The organism is Streptomyces sp. NPDC059477 (assembly GCF_042749375.1).
Taxonomy (GTDB): Bacteria; Actinomycetota; Actinomycetes; order Streptomycetales; family Streptomycetaceae; genus Streptomyces.
Map to the genome: position 1 here is coordinate 24,671 of NZ_JBHYUG010000045.1, position 20,988 is coordinate 45,658.

Sequence of the window (20,988 nt, forward strand, 5' to 3'; positions counted from 1 at the left end):
TAGCGTATGAAGAGCCCCCTGCTGAGCCTTCCCGGCGCCGTTCCCGCCGAGGGTGTGGACGAAGGCGTGGCCGCCCACTACGGCGACCTCTTCCGTGAACAGCGCGCACTCGCCGACGGCACCGGTTTCGTCGACCTCTCGCATCGCGGGGTCGTCACCGTCACCGGCGACGACCGGCTGAGCTGGCTGCATCTGCTGCTCACCCAGCACGTCAGCGAGCTGCCGCCCGGCGAGGCCACCGAGGCGCTGGTCCTGTCCGCCAACGGCCATATCGAACACGCGCTGTATCTGGTCGACGACGGTACGACGGTCTGGGCCCATGTCGAGCCGGGCACCCAGGGCGCGCTGATCGCGTACCTGGAGTCGATGAAGTTCTTCTACCGCGTCGAGGTCGAGGACCGCACCGCCGACATCGCCGTCGTGTACCTCCCCGCCGGTTCCATCGCCGAGGTCCCCGAGGGCGGGGCCGTGCGGGAGACGCCGTACGGCCGTGATCTGTTCGTCCCCCGTGCCGACCTGGAGTCCTACCCGGCGAAGGCGGGGCCGCCGGCCGGGCTGCTGGCGTACGAGGCGCTGCGCGTCGAGCATCATCAGCCGCGGCTCGGCTTCGAGACCGACCACCGGACCATCCCGCACGAGCTGGGCTGGATCGGGACGGCCGTGCACCTCCAGAAGGGCTGCTACCGGGGGCAGGAGACGGTCGCCCGGGTCCAGAACCTGGGCAAGCCGCCGCGCCGGCTGGTCTTTCTGCACCTCGACGGCAGCGATGTGCATCTGCCGCCCCACGGCACGGAGATCCGCGTGGCGGACGACGGCACCGACGGCGGCGAGGGCCGCAGGATCGGCTTCATCACCACCTCCGTCCGCCACCACGAGCTGGGGCCGGTGGCCCTCGCGCTGGTCAAGCGGAATGTACCGGTGGACGCGCGGCTGCTCGCCGGGGAGACGGCGGCGGCCCAGGAGGTCGTGGTCACGCCGTAGCGCCCAGGCGCCGCTGTCGGGGCCCGGGGCCTGTGCGCTCACATCTCCAGCAGCACCGTGAACGGCCCGTCGTTCGTCAGGGACACCCGCATCCCCGCCCCGAACCGGCCCGTCGCCACCGTCGCCCCCAGCCCCCTCAGCTGGGCCACGACCTCCTCGACCAGCGGCTCGGCCAGCTCGCCCGGCGCCGCCGCGTTCCACGTGGGGCGGCGGCCCTTGCGGGCGTCCCCGTACAGCGTGAACTGGCTGATCACCAGCAGCGGGGCGTCCGCGTCGCTGCACGACCGCTCGTCGTGCAGCATCCGGATCGACCACAGCTTGCGGGCCAGCCGGGCCGCCTGCTCCTTCGTGTCGTCGTGCGTGACACCGACCAGCACGCACAGCCCCTCACCACTGATCTCCCCGACGGTCTCGCCGTCCACGACGACGCTCGCACCGTCCACCCTCTGCACCACGGCTCGCATACGACCATCATGCCGGGCCTGCGGACCGCACCCGCCAACCCCCCATCTGGGGCCGATCGGGGGCACTCGGTCACATAGCGGCCACTTGGGGTGGCACGATGCTGCCCACACACCCGTCGAGGGGACGGTTGAGGCACATGAGCACACCGAGTACGGGGCAGCCGCCCAGCCCGGTCCCGCTGACACGCGCGGCACAGCCGCCCGTACAGCGCACCGGCAGTCCAGCGCTGCCGCCGGCCGCGCCCGAGCACGATCTGACCACGCTGAGCCTGCCCGAACTGCGCACCCTGCGCCGGGACGCCCAGCGGGACGAGGCGGACCTGAGTTACGTACGACGGCTGCTCCAGGGCCGTATCGACATCCTGCGCGCGGAACTGGCCCGGCGCGGCACCGCGTCCCTCGTGGCGCCCGGCGAGGCGCTGATGGACCGCCTCCCGGAGATCCTCACGGACGGGCCGGCCCGCCAGCGCTCCTCCGCCCGCCATGTCACCCTGGGCACCCCGCAGAGCGAGGAGTACCGGCGGCTGGCCGCCGAGATGCTCGGCGAGGTGGAACTGTCGGCCCTGGACGCCCGGACGGACCTGGAGCTGACCTCGGCGATGGTCCGCCTGGTCCGCTACGAGCAACAGGTCTCGCGCCGCCGCCAGACCCTGCAACGCACGACCGACGAGTGCAGCGCGGAGATCGCCCGCCGCTACCGGGACGGGGAGGCCCAGGTGGACGATCTGCTGGTGTGAGTGTGAGGGGGAAGTGAAGCAGTGAGGGGGAGGGGCGTGCGGGCGGGCGGGGGTGTCGGGAAAACCCCGCGACACCCGTGCACCCTCCCTCTACCGTGATCTCATGAGCCGCAGTGACGCCATCGCCGGTACCGCCGAGGTCACCGACGCCGCCGAGATCGCCGTACGTCCGATCGACCCCGCCGAGATAGCCGAGTGGAGCCGCGCGCTGAACGTCGGGTTTCTGCGCAGTCCCGAGGTCTCGGAGGCGGAGGCCGCGGACCGGGCCTCGTACGTGGAACCGGGCCGCACGCTCGGCGCGTTCGACGGCGGGCGCTGTGTGGGGACGTTCCGGTCCTTCGACCAGTCGCTCACCGCCGTCGGCGGGCGGTCCGTCCCCGCCGACGCCATCTCCAATGTCACCGTCACCGCCACCCACCGCCGCCGCGGCATCCTGACCCGGATGATGGCCCAGGACCTGGCGGCGGCCCGCGAGCGCGGCGATGTCGTCGCGACACTCATCGCCGCCGAGTACCCGATCTACGGGCGGTACGGCTTCGGTCCGGCCGTCAGGACCGCCGAATGGACCATCGAGGTGCCGCGCGCCGGTCTCGACCCGCGGCTGCCGGTCCCCGGCGACGGCGGGCGGATCGACCTGGTCGACGGCGAGGAGGTCCGCAGGACCGGGCCCGAACTGCATGAGCGGCTCCGCGCCCGCCAGCACGGCGTCATCGACCGGGGCGAGCGCTGGTGGAACGTGACGACGGGCGTCGTACGGCGGGACGCGGCCCCCTGGACCGAGCCCTTCTACGCCGTCTACCGCTCGGCGGACGGCGAGGTCGAGGGGTACGCGGCCTACGCCGTCGACGACCACTGGGGGGACCGCAAGCAGCCGCAGAACACGGCGACCGTGCGGGACCTGATCGCCGTCACCCCCGCCGCCGAGCGCGCGCTGTGGCGCTTTCTCTGCTCCGTCGACTGGGTCACCCGGGTCAGGACCGGCTATCGGGCCGCGGACGACCTGGTGCCCGATCTGCTCCCCGACCCGCGCGCCGCGCAGCTCACCGGGGAGGTGGACTGGCTGTGGGTGCGGATCCTCGATGTCGTGGCCGCCCTTGAGGCGCGGACCTACGGCGGGGAGGGGACGCTGGTGCTCGATGTCGCCGATGCCGCCGGGCTCAGCGGCGGGCGGTTCCGGCTCGACGCCGGTGCGGCGGGGGTGTCGTGCACGCCGACGGGCGACGGCGCCGATCTCGCGCTCGACATCGCCGCGCTGAGCGAGCTGTGGCTCGGGGACGGGTCGGCGGTGCGGCTGGCCGCGCTCGGCCGGGTCCGGGAAGAACGAGCGGGCGTCGCCCAAAAGGCCGACGCCCTGCTGCGTACGTCCAGGCGGCCTTGGTGCCCGGACATGTTCTGATCTCTCCTCTCGCTGCCGGTGACGGTGGACTCACGCATCCGTAGCGTGCTGTTCAGTTGTGGCTGTGCATGGAGTTGTGGCTGTGCGCGTATGCGGTTGTGGCGGTACTCGTATGTGTGGTTGTGGCTGTGCATCCGTAGCGACCGGACTCCCGGCTCCCCTCCGGAAGGGAGCCCGATCCCCCCGATGGCCAACCTTCTGAAAGCTTGACCATGTTGTAGAAGTTGGTGACCAACTTCACTGTAGTTATCTCCGCTTGGATCGGCTCATAACCACCTCTCCTTGAACTGTCTGAAGATGGCGGGAAGTTGTAGTGTTTGGTTGTGGACCCGGAAAATGCCTCCGTCAAGGGGAGCAAACGGCCTCTGCGGTCCGCGCGGTCTGACCGGACCCACCGAGAGGTCGCCGAGGAGCTGCGCGCCCGGATCAGGTCCGGGGCGCTGCGGCCGGGTCAGCGCATGCCCACGCAGGCGCGGCTGGCCGAGGAGTTCGGGGTCGAGCGGGGTGCCGTGCGTCAGGCCCTGCGGACGCTCCAGGCGGAGCGGTTGCTGACGAATGTCTCCAAGGGGAGCCCGGCGACCGTCGCCCTCGACCCGGGCCGGGTGCCGGCCGGTCCGTTCGCCTCACCGCAGCCGACCACGGTGGCGCTGGCCCATCGGATAGCGGACGCGTTCGCCACCCCGCATGTCCGGATCGACGCGCTGTGTCTGACCTCGGTCTCCTTGACTCTGGCGATCGGCGAGCCGCTGCGCAGGATCCACGCCGGGGAGCTGAAACCGGCCAAGGTCGATGTGCGGGTGCTGTTGCCCTCGCGCGACATCGACCTCGCCTTTCCGCGTCGGGTCGGGGCCCGCGGGCCGGACGATCCGGTGCATCCGCGCTGGCTGGCGCACCGCAACGCCCAGGGGCAGGTGCTCCAGCACAATCTGCTCGCGCTGCGCTCCACACATGGCGTCGAGGTGCGGGTCTCGTTCCGCGCGCTGCCCTTCACCCCGCCGGTGAAGCTGTATCTGATCAATGGGCGGGAGGCGCTGTTCGCGTACTACACGCTGACGCGCCGCGAGGAGGAGGTCGGGCACGAGCAGCTGGAAATGTACGACGCGGAGGGCACGCGGTCGATGCTGTTCGCCTTCGACCAGGGCGACGACCTGCGGGACACCACCTTTGTGACGCAGTCGTACGACTGGTTCAACGCGTTGTGGGAGACGATCAGTTCGGAGCTGACGCTGGCGGACTGACCGGCTCCCGGGCGATGTGCCCGCGGTCACATGGCCGGGCCGGTGAGCAGCAGGGCCAGCAGGACCGTGCCCGCGGAGGTGATGGCCGGGCTCTTGGCCTTGACGCCGACGGACAGCAGCAGCAGGCCGACGATGCCCGCGGCGCCGTACTTCCACTGGACCAGCTGCTGGAAACCGATGATGAAGACGGCGGAGAGGAGGGCGAGGGCAGGCATGGTGTGAGTCCCCCTTCGGACAGCCGGGGCGGCGGTTCGGCATGGGAGGCAAAGCTTCCGCCAACTGCCGTAAGTTGGTTACCAACTCTGCAATGGTTGTCCCCACTTGGTGGATACTTATAAACAACTTTCCTTCAACTCCCACCATCCCGATCCGAGTTGTAGCGTTTGGTCGTGACCCAGGAGAACGTGGCAGTGAACGGCAGCAGTAGGCGCACAGCGCAGGAGATCGCCGGCATCCTGCGCGAGCGCATTCATCGCGGCGAGCTGAGGGCCGGTGACCGGCTGCCCACCCAGGCCGAACTCGCCGAGGAGTTCGGCGTGGAGCGTGGCACCATCCGCCAGGCCCTGCGCGCGCTCCAGGACGACGGGCTGCTCAGCAATGTGAGCAAGGGCAGCCCGCCGAGGATCGCCCGCCCGGCGGCGCCCGGTGACGAACCCCAGCTGACGGCGGTCGGGCTGGCGCCACGGCTGATGGAGGCGTTCGCCGCGCCCCGGGTCCGGGTCGACGCCGTCTGCCTCACCGCCGAGATCCTGATGCTGGCCCTGGGCGAACCGCTGCTGCGCATCCACTCCGGCGAACTGCGCCCCGAGTCCATCGACGTACGGCTGCTGCTGCCCTCGCGCCATATCGACCTGGCCTTCCCGACGCCGGTCACCGGCGACGACGAGTCCGTGCACCAGCGCTGGCTGGCCCAGCGCAACGCCCAGGGCCATGTCCTGCGCCACAACCTGCGCTCCCTGCGCGGCTCGCACGGCATCGACGTCACCGTCCGCTTCCGCGCCCTGCCCTTCACCCCGCCGCTCAAGCTGTTCCTGCTCAACGGGGAGGAGGCGCTGATGTCGTACTACACGGTCACCCGGCGCGAGGCCGAGGGCGCGATCCCGGAGCTGTACGACGCCGGGGGCAACGACTCCGTCCTCTTCTCCTTCCTGGCACAGGCGAGCCACCGTGACGGGGCGTTCGTCGACGAGTCCCAGAAGTGGTTCGACGCACTCTGGGAAACCATCACCACAGATCTGACCCTCGGCTGATCCCGGCTGATCCCGGCTTCCAGGAGTACGTGGCAGTGAACGACCACCCCGACCACCACGCCGACACCGACAACGCCGACAGTGCCGACAACGCCGACAACGCCGGCAGTGCCGGGAATTCCGAGAATGCCGATCTCCGCGATGCCCAGGAGCACCACGCCACCCAGGACACCCACGCCACCCGATCCGCCCACGCCACCCAGGACACCTCCGAGAACGACACCAGACGATCCCCGCAGGAGATCGCCGGCGTGCTCCGTGAGCGGATCCGCGTCGGCGAGCTGAAGGCCGGCGACCGGCTGCCCACCCAGGCGGAACTCGTCGAGGAGTTCGGTGTGGAGCGCGGCGCCGTCCGCCAGGCCCTGCACGCCCTCAGGGAGGACGGCCTCCTCACCCACGTCAGCAAGGGCAGCCCGCCCCGCGTGGCCGAACACCGCACCGACCCCGACCGCTCCCGCGCCGCCCGGGTGGTCCTCATCTCCTACCTCGCCGAGGCCTTCCGCGCCCCCCGGGTCCGCGTCGACGCCCTCTGCTTCACCGCCGAGACCCTCCTGTGGGCGATCGGCCAGATGTGCACGGCCGTGGGACGCGGCGACGTCCGCCCCCAGTCGGTGGAGGTGCGGTGCCTGCTGCCGGGGCCGGAGGTGGGGTTGCCGTATCCGGTGCCGGTGGATGGGGACGCGGGGCGGGCGGAGCAATTGCAGAGCCGTCTCAAACAGCAGATCAAGGATCAGACGAAGGTGATGGACTTCTATGTGACATCGGTCCTGGGGGGATACGGGGTCGACGCGAAGGTCACCTTCAAGCCCCTGCCGTTCGTGCCCTCCGTGAAGCAGTACGTACTCAACGGCACCCTCGCGCTTCAGGGCAACTACCGGGTCAGCAGGATCCCGTACGAGGAGCTGCCGGACGTCGAGCCCTTCGACGTCCTCGATGTGAGCGGGTTCAACTCCTCGCTGTTCGAGTTCCGGCGGGACCGGGGAGGCCAGGACGCGGCGATCGTCGAGGACATCCAGAATTGCTTCGATGCCCTCTGGGAATCGAGCTGAGTGCGGCAGACACTCAGCTGGTGACTCCTGAGACTGGACGGACGGACCTGGTGGCGCTGGCGGCCGAGGAACTTGGCGAACTGGTCAGGGGCACGCGGTATGTCCTCTTCGATTTCGACGGGCCCATCTGTCGGCTGTTCGCCGGGTACCCGGCGTCGCGGATAGCGGAGGAGCAAGTCGAGTGGCTGCGGGCACATGGCCGGGTCAATCTGCTCACCACCGAGGAGCTGCGCAGCCCCGATCCGCACTGGGTGCTCAGCTCGCTCGCCGCCCGGCAGCCGGGCATCGATCTCGTCCTGGACCTCGAAGAGCACCTCACCCAGTGCGAGTTGCGGGCCGCCGGGGGCGCCTGGCCGACCCCGTACGCGGACGCGCTGATCCGGACCTGGGTGGCGGTCGGTACTCAGCTGGCCATCGTGACCAACAACTCGGCCCGCACGGCGGAGGAGTACCTCAAGGGCCGCGACCTGCTGTCCTGTTTCGCCCCGCACATCTACGGACGTACCGGCGAACTGGATCTGCTCAAGCCTCACCCGTACACGCTCCACCGCGCCCTGCGGGCGATGGGAGCGGCGCCCGAGGACACCCTGATGATCGGCGACAGCTCCACCGACCATGCCGCGGCGCGCACCGCCGGGGTCCCCTTTCTGGGCTACGCGAGCAGTGACTCGGCGATCCGGCGGATGCGGGACGCGGGGGTGCCGGAAAGGGACATTCTGCTCTCGCTCGAACCGTTGCTGAAGGCCGTGAAGGGGTCTTGACCGGGCGGTGACCGAGCGAGGTGCGCACAGGGGTGTCCTGGTCGTGGCCTTGCGGGGTGTCGGCCCTCCCTGAGATCCCCGGGGCAAAACGTGAGAACGATCACCACCCCGGGTACGCTCTGCGTCCATGCAGCACCACCCGCCCCATCCGGCGCACCACGCACTGGTGCGGTACTTCGCCGGGCGTCGCCGCGCCAGGGCCGCCGGGGACGTGGTGGTCGGCCACCACAACAGCAACCACATCCTTGAGCTGGGCCAGCCGCTGGCCTATCTGCTGGGGATGGATTCCGGCCAGGTGCGGGCCAAGTTCCGGGTGCCGTTCGAGACGGTCGAGGTCGTGCCCCGGATCTGGCGGGAGTCCGAGGTGCTGCGTGTGGTGAGCGAGCGGCTGGACGATGTCCCGCGCTGTCTGTGGGACTTCGGAGAATGGTCTCTGCACGCCTACGTCACAGGCCACCCGCTGTCCGAGGAGTCGGCCGACCGGCCGCTCGCCGAGGCGCGCATCGAAGAACTGGCCGGCGTCTTCGCCGCACTGGCCGCCGTACCGGCCGAGGAACTGCCCGCGCTGCCCGCCGACTGGCCGCAGAGCGGCGACAGCCAGGGCTTTCTGCGCAGGCTGGCGGATTTCACGAAGCACCGGGTCCACGACCGCAACCTTCCCCGCTTCCGGCTCCTCTTCGAGGCCCTGGGGATCCGGCCCACGCTCGTCGACGACTTCCTCGGCTCCCGCCCGGGGCTCACCGCACGCCCCTTCATCCTGCTGCACACCGATGTCCACCGGGCGAACGTGATCGTGACCCCGGCCCCGGGCGGCGAGCGGCTCACCCTCCTGGACTGGGAACTCAGCCTGTACGGCGATCCCCTGCACGACCTGGCGACCCATCTGGTCCGGATGGACTACGACGCGGGGGAGCGCAAACTCGCCCAGGACCGGTGGGAAGACGCGATGCGCCAGGCGAAACGCCCGGAGCTGACCGTCGGTCTGAGTCCCGATCTCGGCACCTACGTGGGCTTCGAGTACGTCCAGTCGGTGTTCCCCGATGTCATGCGCGCCGCGCTCGCCCTGCCCGACGACGCCGGCGCCGAGCACTACGCCGACGCGGCGGGCCGGGTGTGCCGGGCGCTGGAGCGGGCGTGGGGGCAACTGGAGGACGCCGGTGCCCCCGCCGGTCCGGCGGCGGCGGTACGGGCTCTGCGTGAGTGGCACGCACGGGACCTGGCGACCCGGACGTCCACCGCACCGGCCGCCTCCACCGCTCCCTCCGGCACCTCTGGCCTCTTCGGCCCCGGCTGGTGCCCCGCTGCCGACCGGCCGCGCGGTGTCGCCGTGGACGCGGACGCCGGGGCGGGGCGAACCGGCGTGGAGCCGGGGGCCGTGGAGCCGGGGGCCGTGGAGGCGAGGACCGTGGAGCCGCTGGGCAACCGAGTCGCCGGGCAGCGGGGGCGCTGAGCGGCTGGGTTGCCCAGCCGCTGAGCCGCTGGGTTGCCGGGTCAGCGGGTCGCCGGGTCGCCGAGTCAAGGGACCGCTGGGGCGGGATGCGTAGGCTCTCCCCATGAGCGACAGCGGTACCGGTGGTCTGCGGGAGCGGAAGAAGCGCCGGATGTACGAGGTGGTGTCGGAGACCGCGATCGGGCTGTTTCTGGAGAAGGGGTTCGACGCGGTGTCCGTGGCGGAGGTGGCCGCCGCGGCGGAGATCTCCAAGCCGACGCTCTTCCGGTACTTCCCCGCGAAAGAGGATCTCGTGCTGTACCGGATCGCGGATCACGAGGGCGAGGCGGCGCGGGTGGTGGGGGAGGGGCCGACGCCGATCGCGGCGCTGCGGCGGCATTTTCTGGCGGGGCTGGAGCGGGGGGACCCGGTCACCGGGCTCAACGCCCATCCGCAGGTGCTCGCCTTTCACACCCTGCTCTACGGGACTCCGTCGCTCGTCGCCCGCGCCTCCGCGCATGTGGAACGGTCCGAGGCCGCGCTCGCCGAGGCGCTCGGCGGAGACCTGGACGCGCGGCTCGCGGCCGGGCAGATCATCGCCGTACAGCGGATTCTGGCGCAGGAGAACTGGCGGCGGGTGGCCGGTGGGGAGGCGGTGGAGGTGGTGCGGCGGGATGCCGTGGCCGCCGCCGAGCGGGCGTTCGACCGGCTTGAGGGTGGGCTGGCCGGGTTGAGGGTGGGTCAACCGGGTTGAGGGCGGCGGGGTGAGTGACCCGATCGGGTGATGTGACCAGGTTAATAATTTAACTCGGTTACGTTTTTGGGTATCTTTGGGTCATGAACGCGCCCGATCCTTCCCACCAGGCCCTTCTCCATGAGCGTGCCCATCACGACCGCTGCCGTGCCGCCCTCGCCGCGATGGTCGACGGGGCCGATGAGCAGGTGGTGATCGGGGCGAACGCCTCCGCGTCCGGGGCGGATGCCGAGGTGCTCGGGTATCGGTTGCGCAGTCGGGCGAAGGCGCTGCGGGAGCTGCCCGAGGGGCCGTTGTTCTTCGGGCGGCTGGATTTCGCGGACGCTGGAGATGGGGGTGGTGAGCCGGCGGGCGGCGGACACTCCGCGTTGCACATCGGGCGGCTGCGGGTCGGTGAGCATCCGGCCGCCCCGCCTCTCGTCGTGGACTGGCGCGCCCCCGTGTCCCGGGCGTTCTACCAGGCCGGTCCCGCCGATCCGCAAGGCGTCGCCGTGCGCCGCCGGTTCGGGTGGGCGCCCGGCAGCCGGGGGGACTCCGCCGACCTGACCTCGCTGGAGGACGAGCGGCTCGCGCGCGGCGAGTCCCGGACCAGTGCCATCGTCGCCCGTGAGATCGAGCGGCCCCGGGTCGGCCCCATGCGGGACATCGCGGCGACCATCCAGCCCGACCAGGACGATCTCGTACGAGCCGATCTCACCGAGTCGGTGTGTGTGCAGGGCGCCCCGGGGACCGGGAAGACCGCCGTGGGGCTGCATCGGGCCGCCTATCTGCTGTACAGCCATCCGGAGCGGATGCGGCGCGGTGGGCTGCTCATTCTCGGGCCCAACCGGGTCTTTCTCCGGTACATCGCCGCTGTCCTGCCCGCCCTCGGCGAGAGCGGCGTACGGCAGTCCACGTTGCGGGACGAGCTGGCCACGGGGGGCCGGTCCGGGGAGGACAGTTCCCCGGCCGCCCGCCTCAAGCACGACATCCGGATGGCCGAGGTGCTGCGCCGGGCCTTGTACGAGCGGGTGGACCCCGACGCGGGTGAGGCGGTCGTCGTGGTGGACGGGTCCTCTCGGTGGCGGGTCGGGCGGGAGGAGGTGGCCGAGGTCGTCGTGGGGGTGCTGGGCGAGGCCCCGCCCTACGCGGTGGGGCGGGAGCGGGTGCAGACCCGGCTGGTCGAGCGCGTGCGGCTGCGGGCCGAGCGGCGGGCCGGGCCGTGTTCGCCGGCCTGGGTGCGGAGGGTCTCGCGGCTGCTCGGGCCGGGTGTCGACGCCGTGTGGCCTCGGGTGCGGCCCGAGGAGGTGGTCGCCGGGCTGCTCGGAGACCCGGACGCGCTGGCGCGGGCGGCGGACGGCCTGCTGGAGGAAGGGGAGCGGGACACCCTGCGGTGGGCGCGCCCGCCCCGGTCGTGGCGGTCGGCGCGCTGGTCGGCCGCCGATCTGGTGCTGCTGGACGAGGTGGCGGGGCTGATCGCCCATCCCGAGGGGTACGGCCATGTCGTCATCGACGAGGCGCAGGATCTGTCCCCCATGGAGTGCCGGGCGATCGCCCGCCGGGCCCGGTTCGGGTCGCTGACCGTGCTCGGTGATCTCGCCCAGGGCACCACCCCGTGGGCCGCCCGCTCCTGGGCGACGAGCCTGCGCCATCTGGGCAAGCCGGACGCCGTGGTCGTACCGCTGACCACGGGGTTCCGGGTGCCGGGCGTGGTCCTGGGGCTCGCCAACCGGCTGCTGCCCCGGCTGGACGTGGAGGTACCGGCGGGGCGGTCCCTGCGCGGGGACGGCGAGTTGCGGATCCGGGCGGCGGGCGGGGATCTGCCGGGGGCGGTGGTGGCCGCCGCGCGGGACGCGCTGGAGAGGGAGGGGTCGGTGGGGGTGGTCGCGGCGGACGCCGATGTGGGGTGGGTGCGGGAGGCGCTCCGCGCGGCGGGGGTGGGATTTGAGGGGGCTGAGGGGACCGAGGGGGCTGAGCGAGGCAAGGGGTCCGAGGGGGCTGAGGGGGGTGAGAGGGCCGAGGGGACCGAGATGGTGGGTGAGGCGAGGGTAGGCGTCGAGAGGGCCGGGAGGAGTGAGGGGGTGGGGAGGGGTGAGTGGGTCGAGAGGGCGGACGCGGCCGGGGTGGGTGTGGGCGGGGCCGAGGCTGTGGGTGCGCGGCTGGCGGTGGTGGCGGCGGGTGATGTGAAGGGGCTGGAGTACGACCATGTCGTCGCCGTCGAGCCCGCCGCCATCGTGGCTGCGGAGGAGCGCGGGCTGCACCGGCTGTACGTGGTGCTGACCCGGGCGGTGTCCGGGCTGGAGGTGGTGCACGGGAGACCGCTGCCGTTCTAGGCGGGCCGGGCCTGGTCTGGCCTCGGTTGGGCCCCGATGCGGCCCCCTTTCGGACCCGCTCTGGCCATTCTGGCCATTCTGGCTGATCTGGCCGCTATGGCCGACCTGGGTCTTCGGGGTCTCTGGGGGGCTCGGAGGGGCTCGGGGTCCCAGGCGGGCACGGCCGTCGCAGCCGTATCAGCCGTGCCTGCCGTATCAGCCGTGCCTGCCGTCGCCGCCGTGCCGCCGGCGCGTTCCCGGCTGTGCGGTCGGCGGTCTCCCGTCGGGTCACCTCAGCCGAGCAGCGGCATCAACTGCTCCTCCTCGTACGCCAGATGCGCCTCCAGTTCGGCCGTCAGCCGCTCCACCTCGGCGCGTACGGCCGCCTTCGGGCTCTCGCCCGTGACCACCGTCTCCAACTCGGCCACCAGCTCCGCGATCCGGTCGTGCTCCTCGCGGAGCCGGGTCAGCGCCGGTGCGGCCTCGGGATAGCGGTCGGCAAGGGCACGGAAGATGCCGAGATCCTCGCCGGTGTGGTGGTTGTGCAGGCCGTGGCAGAAGGTGAGGCAGTTGATGCGGATCTGGGTGGCGAGGGGCGTCCCGGTCCGGTTCCCGTTCTCGTCCCCGGTCCCGTTGCCGGTTCCGTCGTCGGCCTCGGTCAGTTCCTTGCGGAGCAGGGAGAGTTCGTAGCGGAAGCCGTCATGGATGGCCTTGAGGGCCTCGCCCGGGGAATCGGCGTTGATCTGCGGCGGGCCGTCGACCGGCACCTCCTGGAGGGCGACCACGGGAATCACCCGGCCCGCCTTGCGCTGGTACTCCGCCCAGCCGTCGTCCGTCTCCACGGCCCGTGCCCAGGCCCGTTCGCGCTCCTCGCCGGTGAGCACGGTGGCGTCGGCCTCGTAGATGAAGACACCGCTCTCGACGGTCACCCGTGGATGGGCGAGCACGTTGTGGTACCAGGCGGGGTGCCGGGGTGAGCCGCCGGCGCTGGCGATGACCAGGGTCCGGCCGTCGCCGTCGGCGAGAAAGCCGAGAGGGGTGGTGTGCCGGGTGCCCGAACGGGCCCCGGTGGTGGTCAGCAGGATCAGCCGGGCGCCTTCGAAGTAGCCGCCGACGCGGCCCTTCCGGGCCCGGAACTCGTCGATGACCTGCTGATTGAAATCATTGGGCATGCTGGGCTTTCGTCTCCTTCTCTTCATGATCCCTGGGGTGGTGCGGGTGATGAGGGTGAAGAGAGGAAACGGCGGGCCTCTGGCCCGCACCCGCCTCATTCAGAGGCCGGGTACCTAACTCGCTCGCGGCACAAGGCCGCTAACCCGGCAGTCATACGATTCACGCTAGCGGTTGACGGGCGGGTACGGCAACGTTGTTTCCATGCGCCCACTGCTGTTTCTCGACGTCGACGGCACGCTGCTGCCGTACGGGGCGCCGGACTCGTATCCCGTGTACGAGTCCGGCGGCGCGGACCCGCACGCGCATCCGCTGCTCACCCGGATCGACCCCGGCCTCGGCCATCGGCTCCGGGACCTGGACTGTGTCCTGGTGTGGGCCTCGACCTGGCTGGACGACGCCAATGATGTGATCGCGCCCTGGCTGGGGCTGCCCCCGTTGCCGGTGCTGGACTGGCCCGACCAGCCGCGGCCGAGCGGTGGCGTCCACTGGAAGACCCGGCCGCTCGTCGAGCACGCGGCCGGCCGCGCCTTCGTCTGGCTGGACGACGAGATCGGCGCCGCCGACCACGCCTGGGTCGGCGCCCACCACCCCGGCCCGGCCCTGCTGCATCGGGTGGATCACCGGCGGGCGCTGACGGAGGCGGACTTCGGGGTCGTACGGGAGTGGCTGGGCGGGGGCTGAGGGGGCGGGGCGAGGGATCAGGCAGGGCGAGAGATCAGGCAGGGCGAGGGATCGGGCAGGGCGAGGGGGCTGGGCGGGTTCTCAGCGGCGGCTGAGGAGGTCCGTCACTCGGAGGAAGCCGTCCTCGCCGTGGCCCAGGGCGATGACTCGGCGGGCCAGGCCCTCGGTCGCGCGCAGGACGCTCGCGTCGATGCCGTGCGACTCGGAGGTGTGGATGATGTGGGCGAGGGAGGAGACGGCGGAGGTGATCGGGTTCGTTTCGCCGGAGTAGCTGCCGTCGTCCACGTCCGTCGCCATCCGGTCGAACAGCGGCGGCAGGATCGCGCCGATGCCCTGGGCGAAGGGGGCCAGTTCCCGGGCGGTGATGCCCTCGGCGCGGGCCACCGCGAGGGCGTGCGCGTAGCCGGACATCGCCGTCCAGAAGATGTCGAGCAGCGCGATGTCGTAGGCGGAGGCCCGGCCGACATCCGTGCCGAGGTGGGTGTGGGTGCCGCCGAGCGTGCCGAGGGCGGGGCGGTGGACGTCGTACAGGTCCTCGGGTCCGCTGTGGAGGAACACGGCGTCGGGGGTGCCGATGGTCGTCGTCGGGGTCATGATGGCGCCGTCCAGATAGCGGATGCCGTGCTTGTCCGCCCATCCGCCCAGGTCACGGGCGCGTTCGGGGGTGTCGGCGGTGAGGTTGGCGACCGTACGGCCCTTGAGGGCGGTGGTGACCTCGGGGCGGCGCAGGACGGCTTCCACGGCGTCGTAGTTCACCACGCAGACGACGATCAGGTCACTCGCGGCGACGGCCGCCTCGGCGGAGGGGGCGGCGTGGGCGCCCCGGGCGACGAGGTCGGTGTCCTTGCCGGGGGAGCGGTTCCAGACGGTCGTACGGAGTCCGGCCGCCAGGAAGGCCCCGGCCAGCGCGCGGCCCATGGGGCCGAGGCCGAGGACGGTGACGGTGGCGTTCAGGGTCGGGGCCTTGGTTGTGCCTGTAGCCGTGTCCGTTGCCGTGCTTGTCGTCGCGTTCAGGTGTATCGGTGAGGAACGGGGTTCCGTATGACACGTGGCCGTGCCCATGATCTGAACGTCTGCGGTGTGACCGCGGCGGTCGCCGTGATCGACGGCAAGTGGAAGACGTTGCTGCTGTGGCTGCTGGAGTCCGGCCCGCAGCGGCCCGCCGAGCTGCGCCGCCAGGCACCCGGGCTCAGCGAGAAGGTGCTGACCCAGGCACTGCGGGAGATGGCGCAGGACGGTCTGGTGCACCGGGAGGTGTACGACGTACTGCCGCCGAAGACGGTCTACTCCCTGACCGATTTCGGCCGGGAACTGTCCGAGGCCCTCGCCCCCCTCTCCGACTGGGGTCACCGCCGCCTGGAGCGACTCGCGGCGTCCTGATCACGTCAGGCGTCCAGCGTCGCTCGGGTGGGGGCGGATGCCAAGTACGTACAAAAAGGTGGGTGTTGGTGGGGTGGGGGGTGGGAGGTGGACTTGGGCCTCCCACCCGGCAGGTCCGAGGGGGCCTACGCCTCCGACCGGTCCGACGCCTCCCTGGCCGACCGCTCCAGTTGGTCCCGGTACTCCGCCCACCAGGCCTTGTCGTCGGTGGTCAGGCTGGTGTTGGTCTCGCTCATGCCGACCGCGCCGTCGAGGAGTTCGCGGAGGATGTCGGCGTGGCCGGCGTGGCGGTCGGTGTCGGCGATCACCCGGACCGTGAGGTGGTGCAGGGTCGCCTCGTTCCTGTCGCTGGGCCACCACGGCACCCGGCCGACCGTGTCCAGCGGCAGGGCGTCGAGCGTGGCGTCGGCGTGGGCCCAGGCCCTGCGGTACAGGCCCACGATGTCCTCGCGCGACTGATCGGCGGTGGCCCACATGTCGGCGTTGGTCTCGCCCGCGTCCCCCTGCCAGGGCAGCGCCTCGCCGTGTGCGCGGCCGAAGGTGTCGCAGAGGTAGCCCAGTTCGACGCCGGCCACGTGTTTCACCAGCCCCAGCAGATTGGTGCCGGTCGGGGTCAGGGGCCTACGGATGTCGTACTCCGAGAGCCCTTCGAGCTTCCAGAGCAGGGCCTCGCGGGCGGACTGGAGATAGAAACGGAGGTCGTCCTGGGGCGTGGAGTGCGCGGAGGGCACGGGGAGGGGCATGGGGCCATCTTTGCCCAAGTGGTATCGGGGGGTAAGGGGGTGTCTGGCCGGGGGTGGCCGCCGGGGGGCGGGGCGGCTGGGGGTTGGCTGGGGGTGGCCGGAGGGTGATGACGTACCGCGTGGGCTGCGCCCCTCGGCCGGTCACATGATCCTTGCTGTCTGCTGTCTGCTGTCTGCTGTCTGCTGTCTGCTGTCTGCTGCCTGCTGCCTGCTGCTGGTTGGCTACGCCCGGGTGGCCCGCTCCGCCGCAGCCGGAGTCCGGTCCTCCGCGGCCTCCGCGTCCTTCAGTCGCCGGGCCCGCTTGCCCTCCTTCACCCACCACTTGCGGGCGCCGGGCCTACGGGCCTCGTGGGCGAGTTGCTTGGCCGTGCTCCGGCACACCAGTTCCTTGAGGCGGGCGCCCGGTCGGCCGCCGACGTAGGAGGCCAGCTACTGACGGCCTCCGCGATCCGCAGGGCGGCCTGGGCGGGTGTGAGGCGGGTGGTGTCGATGACCTCGGCCTCGGCGTGCAGCCAGGTGCGGGCCGCCTCGGCGTAGGGGTCGAGGTAGGTGAGTCGGAACGAGGAGTTGGGGCCGACAATCGTGTCCCCCGCGATGCGCTCGCGGAGGGTCTCCTGGTCGGCGTGGAGGACGAAGTGCCGGACCGGAATGGAGTGACGGGCGAGGCCCGCGCTGATCTCGCGCCAGTACTGCTCGACCAGGACGGTCATGGGCATCACCAGGATGCCGCCGGTGTAGTCGAGCACGTGGCGGGCGGTCTCGACCACGAGCGGTCGCCATGGCGGCCAGTGCTGGAAGTTGTCCGTCGAGGGCAGCCCCGGCGTGATGTCCATGAGCGTCTCACCGACCTTCTCGGCGTCGAACACCCGCGCATCCGGGAGCAGCGGCTGTACGAGCGCACTGGTCGTCGTCTTGCCCACGCCGTGGGTGCCGTTGAGCCATACGATCATGCGATCGAGGCTAGCGCGGGGCGCGGGGCATGCGGCGAGGTTTGGGGCTGCGGGGCGCGGGCCGCGGCGGCGGACATCGAGTACGGCAGATATTCAGCACGGGCAGCGTCGGCTGGCCTGCGACTTCGACCGGGCGAGCACGAGGGATGTCACCGGGACGGCACGCCTCCTGTCACCAGCAGCGCGCAAGGGCACAACCGGTGCCACCGGCTCCGACGCTCCGTCGATGGCCCGCGCCGCCCAGCAGCCGCAAAGGACGGGACCTGGGTGCCGGGCCGTGAGGGAAGTCGCGTCAACCGGTCAAAGACCGGCGACGCCCCGGGCCTTCTTCAGCACGGAGTCGAGCGCGTCCACCGCGGCGTCCTGCCGCCTCGCGTGCGCCGCCCGGTCCGCCGGCACCAGCCGTGCGGCGGCCTGCACGGCGCAGGCGTCCGGGTCGCCGAAGGCGGTCCGCGGGTGCTCTCCCGTATCCGCGCAGTGCGTTGTGACCTCCTTGACCGCCTGGAGCACGACCGCCCGGTCCACGCCCGGCTGCATGGCCAGTCGCACCTGGAAACGAGCCATCCACTTTTCGCGGTCCTTCTCCCCAGCCGCGTCCGTCGTCCGGTCCTTCTTCATCAGGTGCCCTCCTGCGTGCTCGGCAGCCGTCCGTCAAGGAGTTGGACGGCCTGGCATCGACATGGGTTGCACAAGCAAGGAACCAATGAGCCCCAGCCGGCCACCGTGAGCCACACCGGCTCCACCGGCCCACCCCTCCGGTCCCGGGCTTCGACGCCGATGTTCCTTGACTCCCTGGTTCACAACGCCCCTGCCCGGCAAGGGTCGTTCCATCGGATACCTCCACGGTCCGCCCGAACAGTTTCCACGCTGGATCACCTGCACCACCCGGCACGGAGGGCACCCGATGGACACCCCAAGCCAGCCCCAGACAATCACCGGCCCTCAGATGGTTGCAGCGTTCTCGGCTGCGCTGTGGGGGAACGCCGGGCAGAGCGAGCGCGGATTCCGAACTAGTCCAGCAGGGAGAAGTCACCGTTGACAAAGATCTCGTTGAGGTCGATTCCTTCGGATTCGGCGCAGGTCGGCGCGTAGGTATTCCGCGTCGACTGCGGGGACCACGAATCCGATCACGATGAAGACGTACCTGGACGACCGCCCAGAGTCACGGGGCCTGCGGGGACACGCTGCGTACGCGCCGACCGGCGCCAGGGGGCGGCAGAGCCCCCGGGCGCCGGTCGTCGTATGGTTCGATTTCCTCATATGCGAGAGGAACGATGCAATGCTCGGCTATTGGCTGGGGGTCGTCCGCCGGCTGGCTCTGCCCGCGCTGGCGACCGGCGCGGTGTGCGCGGCAGCCACGACCGCCGTGCTGGTCGTGGGCGACGGCACACCCTGGAGTGGGGCTGTCCCTCAGGCCCTGGCCGCAGGCGCGGTGGTCGCCCTCGCCTTCGCTGCCGTGCTGTCCACCTCCACACTGGTGAGGGCGGCCCGCACGGCCCGCCGGTACGGGTTCACGCTCGGCCCCGAAGCCGTGGCCCTGCCCTCCGTCCGTGAGGTGCGGGTACCCGCCATCGCGGGCAGGACCGCCTTCCAGCTGACAGACAGCGTGCGGTGCGCGGTCGAGAAGGACCCCGTCCTGCGGTTGGACGAGATCACCGCGTTCGGGCACGGCACCCTGGATCTGACCCTGTGCGGGCCGTCGGACACGACGGTTTCCGTACAGGTCCGCCTCACGACCGGGCCAAAAGAGATGGCCGCCGTCGTGGAGGTACGTCCGGCGGCCACGTACAAACGGCTGGACGCCGCGGCCTGCTGGGCCGTCGCCCGCGTCGTCGAGGAGCGCGTGGCGCAGGCCCTGCGCGCCGAGGCCACAGACGGCACCGCCGCCCGCTGACGCCGGGCCGCCTTCGTGTGTCCGCGAGTGGCTACCGGGTCACCGGCAAATACTCGACTACCTCGATTACCTTGCCTCGCAGCATCGTCGAGGCATCAAGGTCCGCAGCGGCCCTCCGGGGCGTTCGCCTACATGGCCGCTTCTTGGTCCGGACAAACGACCTGATACCAGCCGGGCACACCCGAGGCCGGGCCGCCGGGCTGAAGGTGACCAAGGTGGCGACGAAGGATCCCGCGGACGAGCCAGACTGGTCGGCCGAGGACAAGCCTGGCACCGGCGTACGTGCGCAGCGGCGTGCCCGGCAGGCCGAAGCCGAGGTATCGATTCTGGTGGGACTCATCCCGTAGGGCGTCGTAGTCGTCCGGCGTCGTCACCAGCATCGGAGACCTTCCCAGGGAATCGGTGCAGCGGAAGAGAGCGTCGTTGGAGAAGGTGTGGGAGTGGAGTCCCGCGAAGGGCGGGGACGTTCAGCCGCTGCTCGGCCTCTGTGTAGACGGTGTCGATGGTGCGCCGGTGCTGGCTGAGGTTCGTTCATCGGCGAAGCGCTCGTAGTGCCCGCCAAACAGGATCGGCCACCATGCCCAGCAGCGTGGCGAACTCTGGATAGGTGGCGATGTGCTCCCGCTCGTCGACGCGTCGTCTGATGACGTTCCCGTAGATGGCTTCCTTGGTGTCGGGGAAGCGCCGGGCGATCCTCCGTGTCGGTGCTCAGCGGAAACGTGCTCTGGGAGGTGACCGACGCGGGTAGTAGCGGTTGCCGTGTACCCAGATGCCGTGTCGGCGGAAGAGCCGGAGATCGGCGGGATGATGGGCGAGGACGGGCCTGGTGATCCCGCGGCGGTGCATGCAGTGTGAGCAGGCAATGAGCAGGCAATGCGGAGACGTCGACCTGCGGCGTCTCGACTCGGCGCCGCACCCGGCCCCGCGTGCCGGTCGACTCGTCTGCCTGCGCCGCGAGCACCTCCGCGACGGCTGCCATTACCCGCTCATCGGTGCGGCCTGTTGGCGAGGACAGACGCGTCTTGCGGTGATCGGCCAGCCCCCAGACACCTTGATCCCGGTAGCGAGCCCGCATCCGCTCGACCGTCCGCGTGCTCACCGCCCAGCCAAGGGAACGCAGCTCAGTGGCCTTCGCGGCGACCCGCTCCTCCAAGGTGCGCAGGGCTGGGTCGTATTCGGGCCGCTGCCCGGCCTCAACCCCGGCCTCCGGAGTCCAGCTCCAGCTGCTGCCGCTCCCAGGCGGCGGCCTTCTCCGCCTCCTGCGGCGGGACTGTGTCCAGCAACGCGGACGGCGCCACCAATGGTGAACCCTCCCGCTGACCGAGGAACTCGAAATCCTCGGCGGCCAGCAGATGAGACAGCAGCCCCCTACCGTTCTCGAACCGCGCGAAGTGGTCCGGCGCTGCGAGACCGTCCGGCCCTTCTCGTTCCGCCAGAACAGCCACAACGGCTGCGACAGCAGCCCGGTCCCTCGGGCATGAAGTCCAGCAGCATCGCGTGATCCCTGCTCCAGCCACGACTCGAACCCCACATGCCCGCCGGTCGTGGCCGACCAGTACAGCCCTGGAAAGTTCCGCTGACCGCGGTAGGACGGGAACCCGCGTACCGGCAGCCCCGCCTCGAACTCGACAGCCGTTGCCTCGGCCAGCGGCCTCCGGCCTTCACCCCCGGCATCCCGCCAACTGACCTCGAACCCCTCCGTGCCCGGCCCCATGTACGCGACTGTCCAGAAACATTGGGAATCCGCCAGATCATCTGGGGCGAAACCCCTCATGAGGATGAAGCCGGGACCAGGGTCGGCGTATCAACCTGGTTGG

Annotated in this window: 21 protein-coding genes and 1 pseudogene; 13 read left to right on the top strand and 9 right to left on the bottom strand. The window is 71.1% G+C overall.

Going from position 1 to position 20,988, the window contains the following annotated elements; genetic code table 11:
- Positions 1–6 precede the first annotated feature (6 nt).
- The gene (locus ACFXAZ_RS22490; protein WP_384593989.1) at positions 7–981 is read left to right on the top strand and encodes a YgfZ/GcvT domain-containing protein; all 975 of its coding nucleotides are present in this window, start codon (positions 7–9) and stop codon (positions 979–981) included.
- Positions 982–1,019: 38 nt separating this feature from the next.
- Here the strand turns inward: ACFXAZ_RS22490 and dtd are convergent, their stop codons facing one another.
- Positions 1,020–1,445, bottom strand: coding sequence for a D-aminoacyl-tRNA deacylase (gene dtd, locus ACFXAZ_RS22495; RefSeq protein ID WP_382683895.1), 426 nt, complete (start codon positions 1,443–1,445; stop codon positions 1,020–1,022).
- 137 nt (positions 1,446–1,582) lie between these two features.
- Between dtd and ACFXAZ_RS22500 the strand changes: the two genes are divergently transcribed.
- From ACFXAZ_RS22500 to ACFXAZ_RS22510, 3 genes are all read left to right on the top strand, one after another.
- Complete coding sequence (locus ACFXAZ_RS22500) at positions 1,583–2,182, top strand: aerial mycelium formation protein (protein ID WP_384593993.1); 600 nt, start codon at positions 1,583–1,585, stop codon at positions 2,180–2,182.
- 103 nt (positions 2,183–2,285) lie between these two features.
- On the top strand, positions 2,286–3,578 hold the full coding sequence (locus ACFXAZ_RS22505) for a GNAT family N-acetyltransferase (protein WP_384593996.1): 1,293 nt from the start codon (positions 2,286–2,288) through the stop codon (positions 3,576–3,578).
- Between the two features lie 317 nt (positions 3,579–3,895).
- Positions 3,896–4,816 (top strand): winged helix-turn-helix domain-containing protein, encoded by a 921-nt coding sequence (locus ACFXAZ_RS22510; RefSeq protein WP_384593999.1) that lies wholly within the window; start codon positions 3,896–3,898, stop codon positions 4,814–4,816.
- A gap of 26 nt (positions 4,817–4,842) precedes the next feature.
- On the opposite strand, the gene ACFXAZ_RS22515 is transcribed toward ACFXAZ_RS22510, so the two are convergent.
- Positions 4,843–5,031, bottom strand: a complete 189-nt coding sequence (locus tag ACFXAZ_RS22515) for a hypothetical protein (RefSeq protein WP_384594002.1) — start codon at positions 5,029–5,031, stop codon at positions 4,843–4,845.
- Positions 5,032–5,199: 168 nt separating this feature from the next.
- Here ACFXAZ_RS22515 and ACFXAZ_RS22520 point away from each other — a divergent pair, with 168 nt between their 5' ends.
- The 6 genes from ACFXAZ_RS22520 (at position 5,200) to ACFXAZ_RS22545 (ending at position 12,371) form a co-directional block, all read left to right on the top strand.
- Positions 5,200–6,066 carry a GntR family transcriptional regulator gene (locus ACFXAZ_RS22520; protein ID WP_384594005.1) on the top strand — a complete coding sequence of 289 codons (867 nt, stop codon included), beginning with the start codon at positions 5,200–5,202 and terminating at the stop codon, positions 6,064–6,066.
- Between the two features lie 29 nt (positions 6,067–6,095).
- Complete coding sequence (locus tag ACFXAZ_RS22525) at positions 6,096–7,115, top strand: GntR family transcriptional regulator (protein ID WP_384594010.1); 1,020 nt, start codon at positions 6,096–6,098, stop codon at positions 7,113–7,115.
- A gap of 20 nt (positions 7,116–7,135) precedes the next feature.
- Positions 7,136–7,876: an HAD family hydrolase gene (locus ACFXAZ_RS22530; RefSeq protein WP_384594013.1), complete on the top strand. Its 741-nt coding sequence runs from the start codon at positions 7,136–7,138 to the stop codon at positions 7,874–7,876.
- Between the two features lie 127 nt (positions 7,877–8,003).
- Positions 8,004–9,326 carry a phosphotransferase family protein gene (locus tag ACFXAZ_RS22535; RefSeq protein WP_384594016.1) on the top strand — a complete coding sequence of 441 codons (1,323 nt, stop codon included), beginning with the start codon at positions 8,004–8,006 and terminating at the stop codon, positions 9,324–9,326.
- Positions 9,327–9,429: 103 nt separating this feature from the next.
- Positions 9,430–10,059 carry a TetR/AcrR family transcriptional regulator gene (locus tag ACFXAZ_RS22540; protein WP_384594019.1) on the top strand — a complete coding sequence of 210 codons (630 nt, stop codon included), beginning with the start codon at positions 9,430–9,432 and terminating at the stop codon, positions 10,057–10,059.
- 83 nt (positions 10,060–10,142) lie between these two features.
- A complete protein-coding gene (locus ACFXAZ_RS22545; RefSeq protein WP_384594022.1) occupies positions 10,143–12,371 on the top strand; it encodes a HelD family protein in 2,229 nt (742 codons plus the stop codon).
- Positions 12,372–12,643: 272 nt separating this feature from the next.
- Here ACFXAZ_RS22545 and ACFXAZ_RS22550 read toward each other — a convergent pair whose 3' ends face one another.
- A complete protein-coding gene (locus ACFXAZ_RS22550) occupies positions 12,644–13,522 on the bottom strand; it encodes a nitroreductase/quinone reductase family protein (RefSeq protein WP_384594025.1) in 879 nt (292 codons plus the stop codon).
- A gap of 202 nt (positions 13,523–13,724) precedes the next feature.
- Here ACFXAZ_RS22550 and ACFXAZ_RS22555 point away from each other — a divergent pair, with 202 nt between their 5' ends.
- A complete protein-coding gene (locus ACFXAZ_RS22555; protein ID WP_384594028.1) occupies positions 13,725–14,204 on the top strand; it encodes an HAD domain-containing protein in 480 nt (159 codons plus the stop codon).
- Positions 14,205–14,285: 81 nt separating this feature from the next.
- Here the strand turns inward: ACFXAZ_RS22555 and ACFXAZ_RS22560 are convergent, their stop codons facing one another.
- On the bottom strand, positions 14,286–15,266 hold the full coding sequence (locus ACFXAZ_RS22560; protein WP_384594031.1) for an NAD(P)-dependent oxidoreductase: 981 nt from the start codon (positions 15,264–15,266) through the stop codon (positions 14,286–14,288).
- Between ACFXAZ_RS22560 and ACFXAZ_RS22565 the strand changes: the two genes are divergently transcribed.
- Positions 15,246–15,584, top strand: a complete 339-nt coding sequence (locus ACFXAZ_RS22565; protein WP_384594034.1) for a winged helix-turn-helix transcriptional regulator — start codon at positions 15,246–15,248, stop codon at positions 15,582–15,584. The genes ACFXAZ_RS22560 and ACFXAZ_RS22565 overlap by 21 nt on opposite strands.
- 125 nt (positions 15,585–15,709) lie before the next feature.
- Here the strand turns inward: ACFXAZ_RS22565 and ACFXAZ_RS22570 are convergent, their stop codons facing one another.
- The 3 genes and pseudogenes from ACFXAZ_RS22570 to ACFXAZ_RS22580 all read right to left on the bottom strand — a co-directional run bounded on the left by ACFXAZ_RS22570 (position 15,710) and on the right by ACFXAZ_RS22580 (position 17,898).
- Positions 15,710–16,327 (bottom strand): DinB family protein, encoded by a 618-nt coding sequence (locus ACFXAZ_RS22570; protein ID WP_384594037.1) that lies wholly within the window; start codon positions 16,325–16,327, stop codon positions 15,710–15,712.
- 428 nt (positions 16,328–16,755) lie between these two features.
- A pseudogene (locus ACFXAZ_RS22575) lies at positions 16,756–17,277 on the bottom strand (AAA family ATPase); the annotation flags it as partial.
- Between the two features lie 300 nt (positions 17,278–17,577).
- Positions 17,578–17,898 (bottom strand): hypothetical protein, encoded by a 321-nt coding sequence (locus tag ACFXAZ_RS22580; RefSeq protein ID WP_384594096.1) that lies wholly within the window; start codon positions 17,896–17,898, stop codon positions 17,578–17,580.
- Between the two features lie 658 nt (positions 17,899–18,556).
- Between ACFXAZ_RS22580 and ACFXAZ_RS22585 the strand changes: the two genes are divergently transcribed.
- Complete coding sequence (locus ACFXAZ_RS22585; RefSeq protein ID WP_384594040.1) at positions 18,557–19,171, top strand: hypothetical protein; 615 nt, start codon at positions 18,557–18,559, stop codon at positions 19,169–19,171.
- 128 nt (positions 19,172–19,299) lie between these two features.
- On the opposite strand, the gene ACFXAZ_RS22590 is transcribed toward ACFXAZ_RS22585, so the two are convergent.
- Entirely contained in the window at positions 19,300–19,551 is a 252-nt protein-coding gene (locus tag ACFXAZ_RS22590) for a hypothetical protein (protein ID WP_384594043.1), read from the bottom strand.
- Positions 19,552–20,364: 813 nt separating this feature from the next.
- Positions 20,365–20,616, bottom strand: coding sequence for a hypothetical protein (locus ACFXAZ_RS22595; protein WP_384594046.1), 252 nt, complete (start codon positions 20,614–20,616; stop codon positions 20,365–20,367).
- Positions 20,617–20,988: the final 372 nt, after the last annotated feature.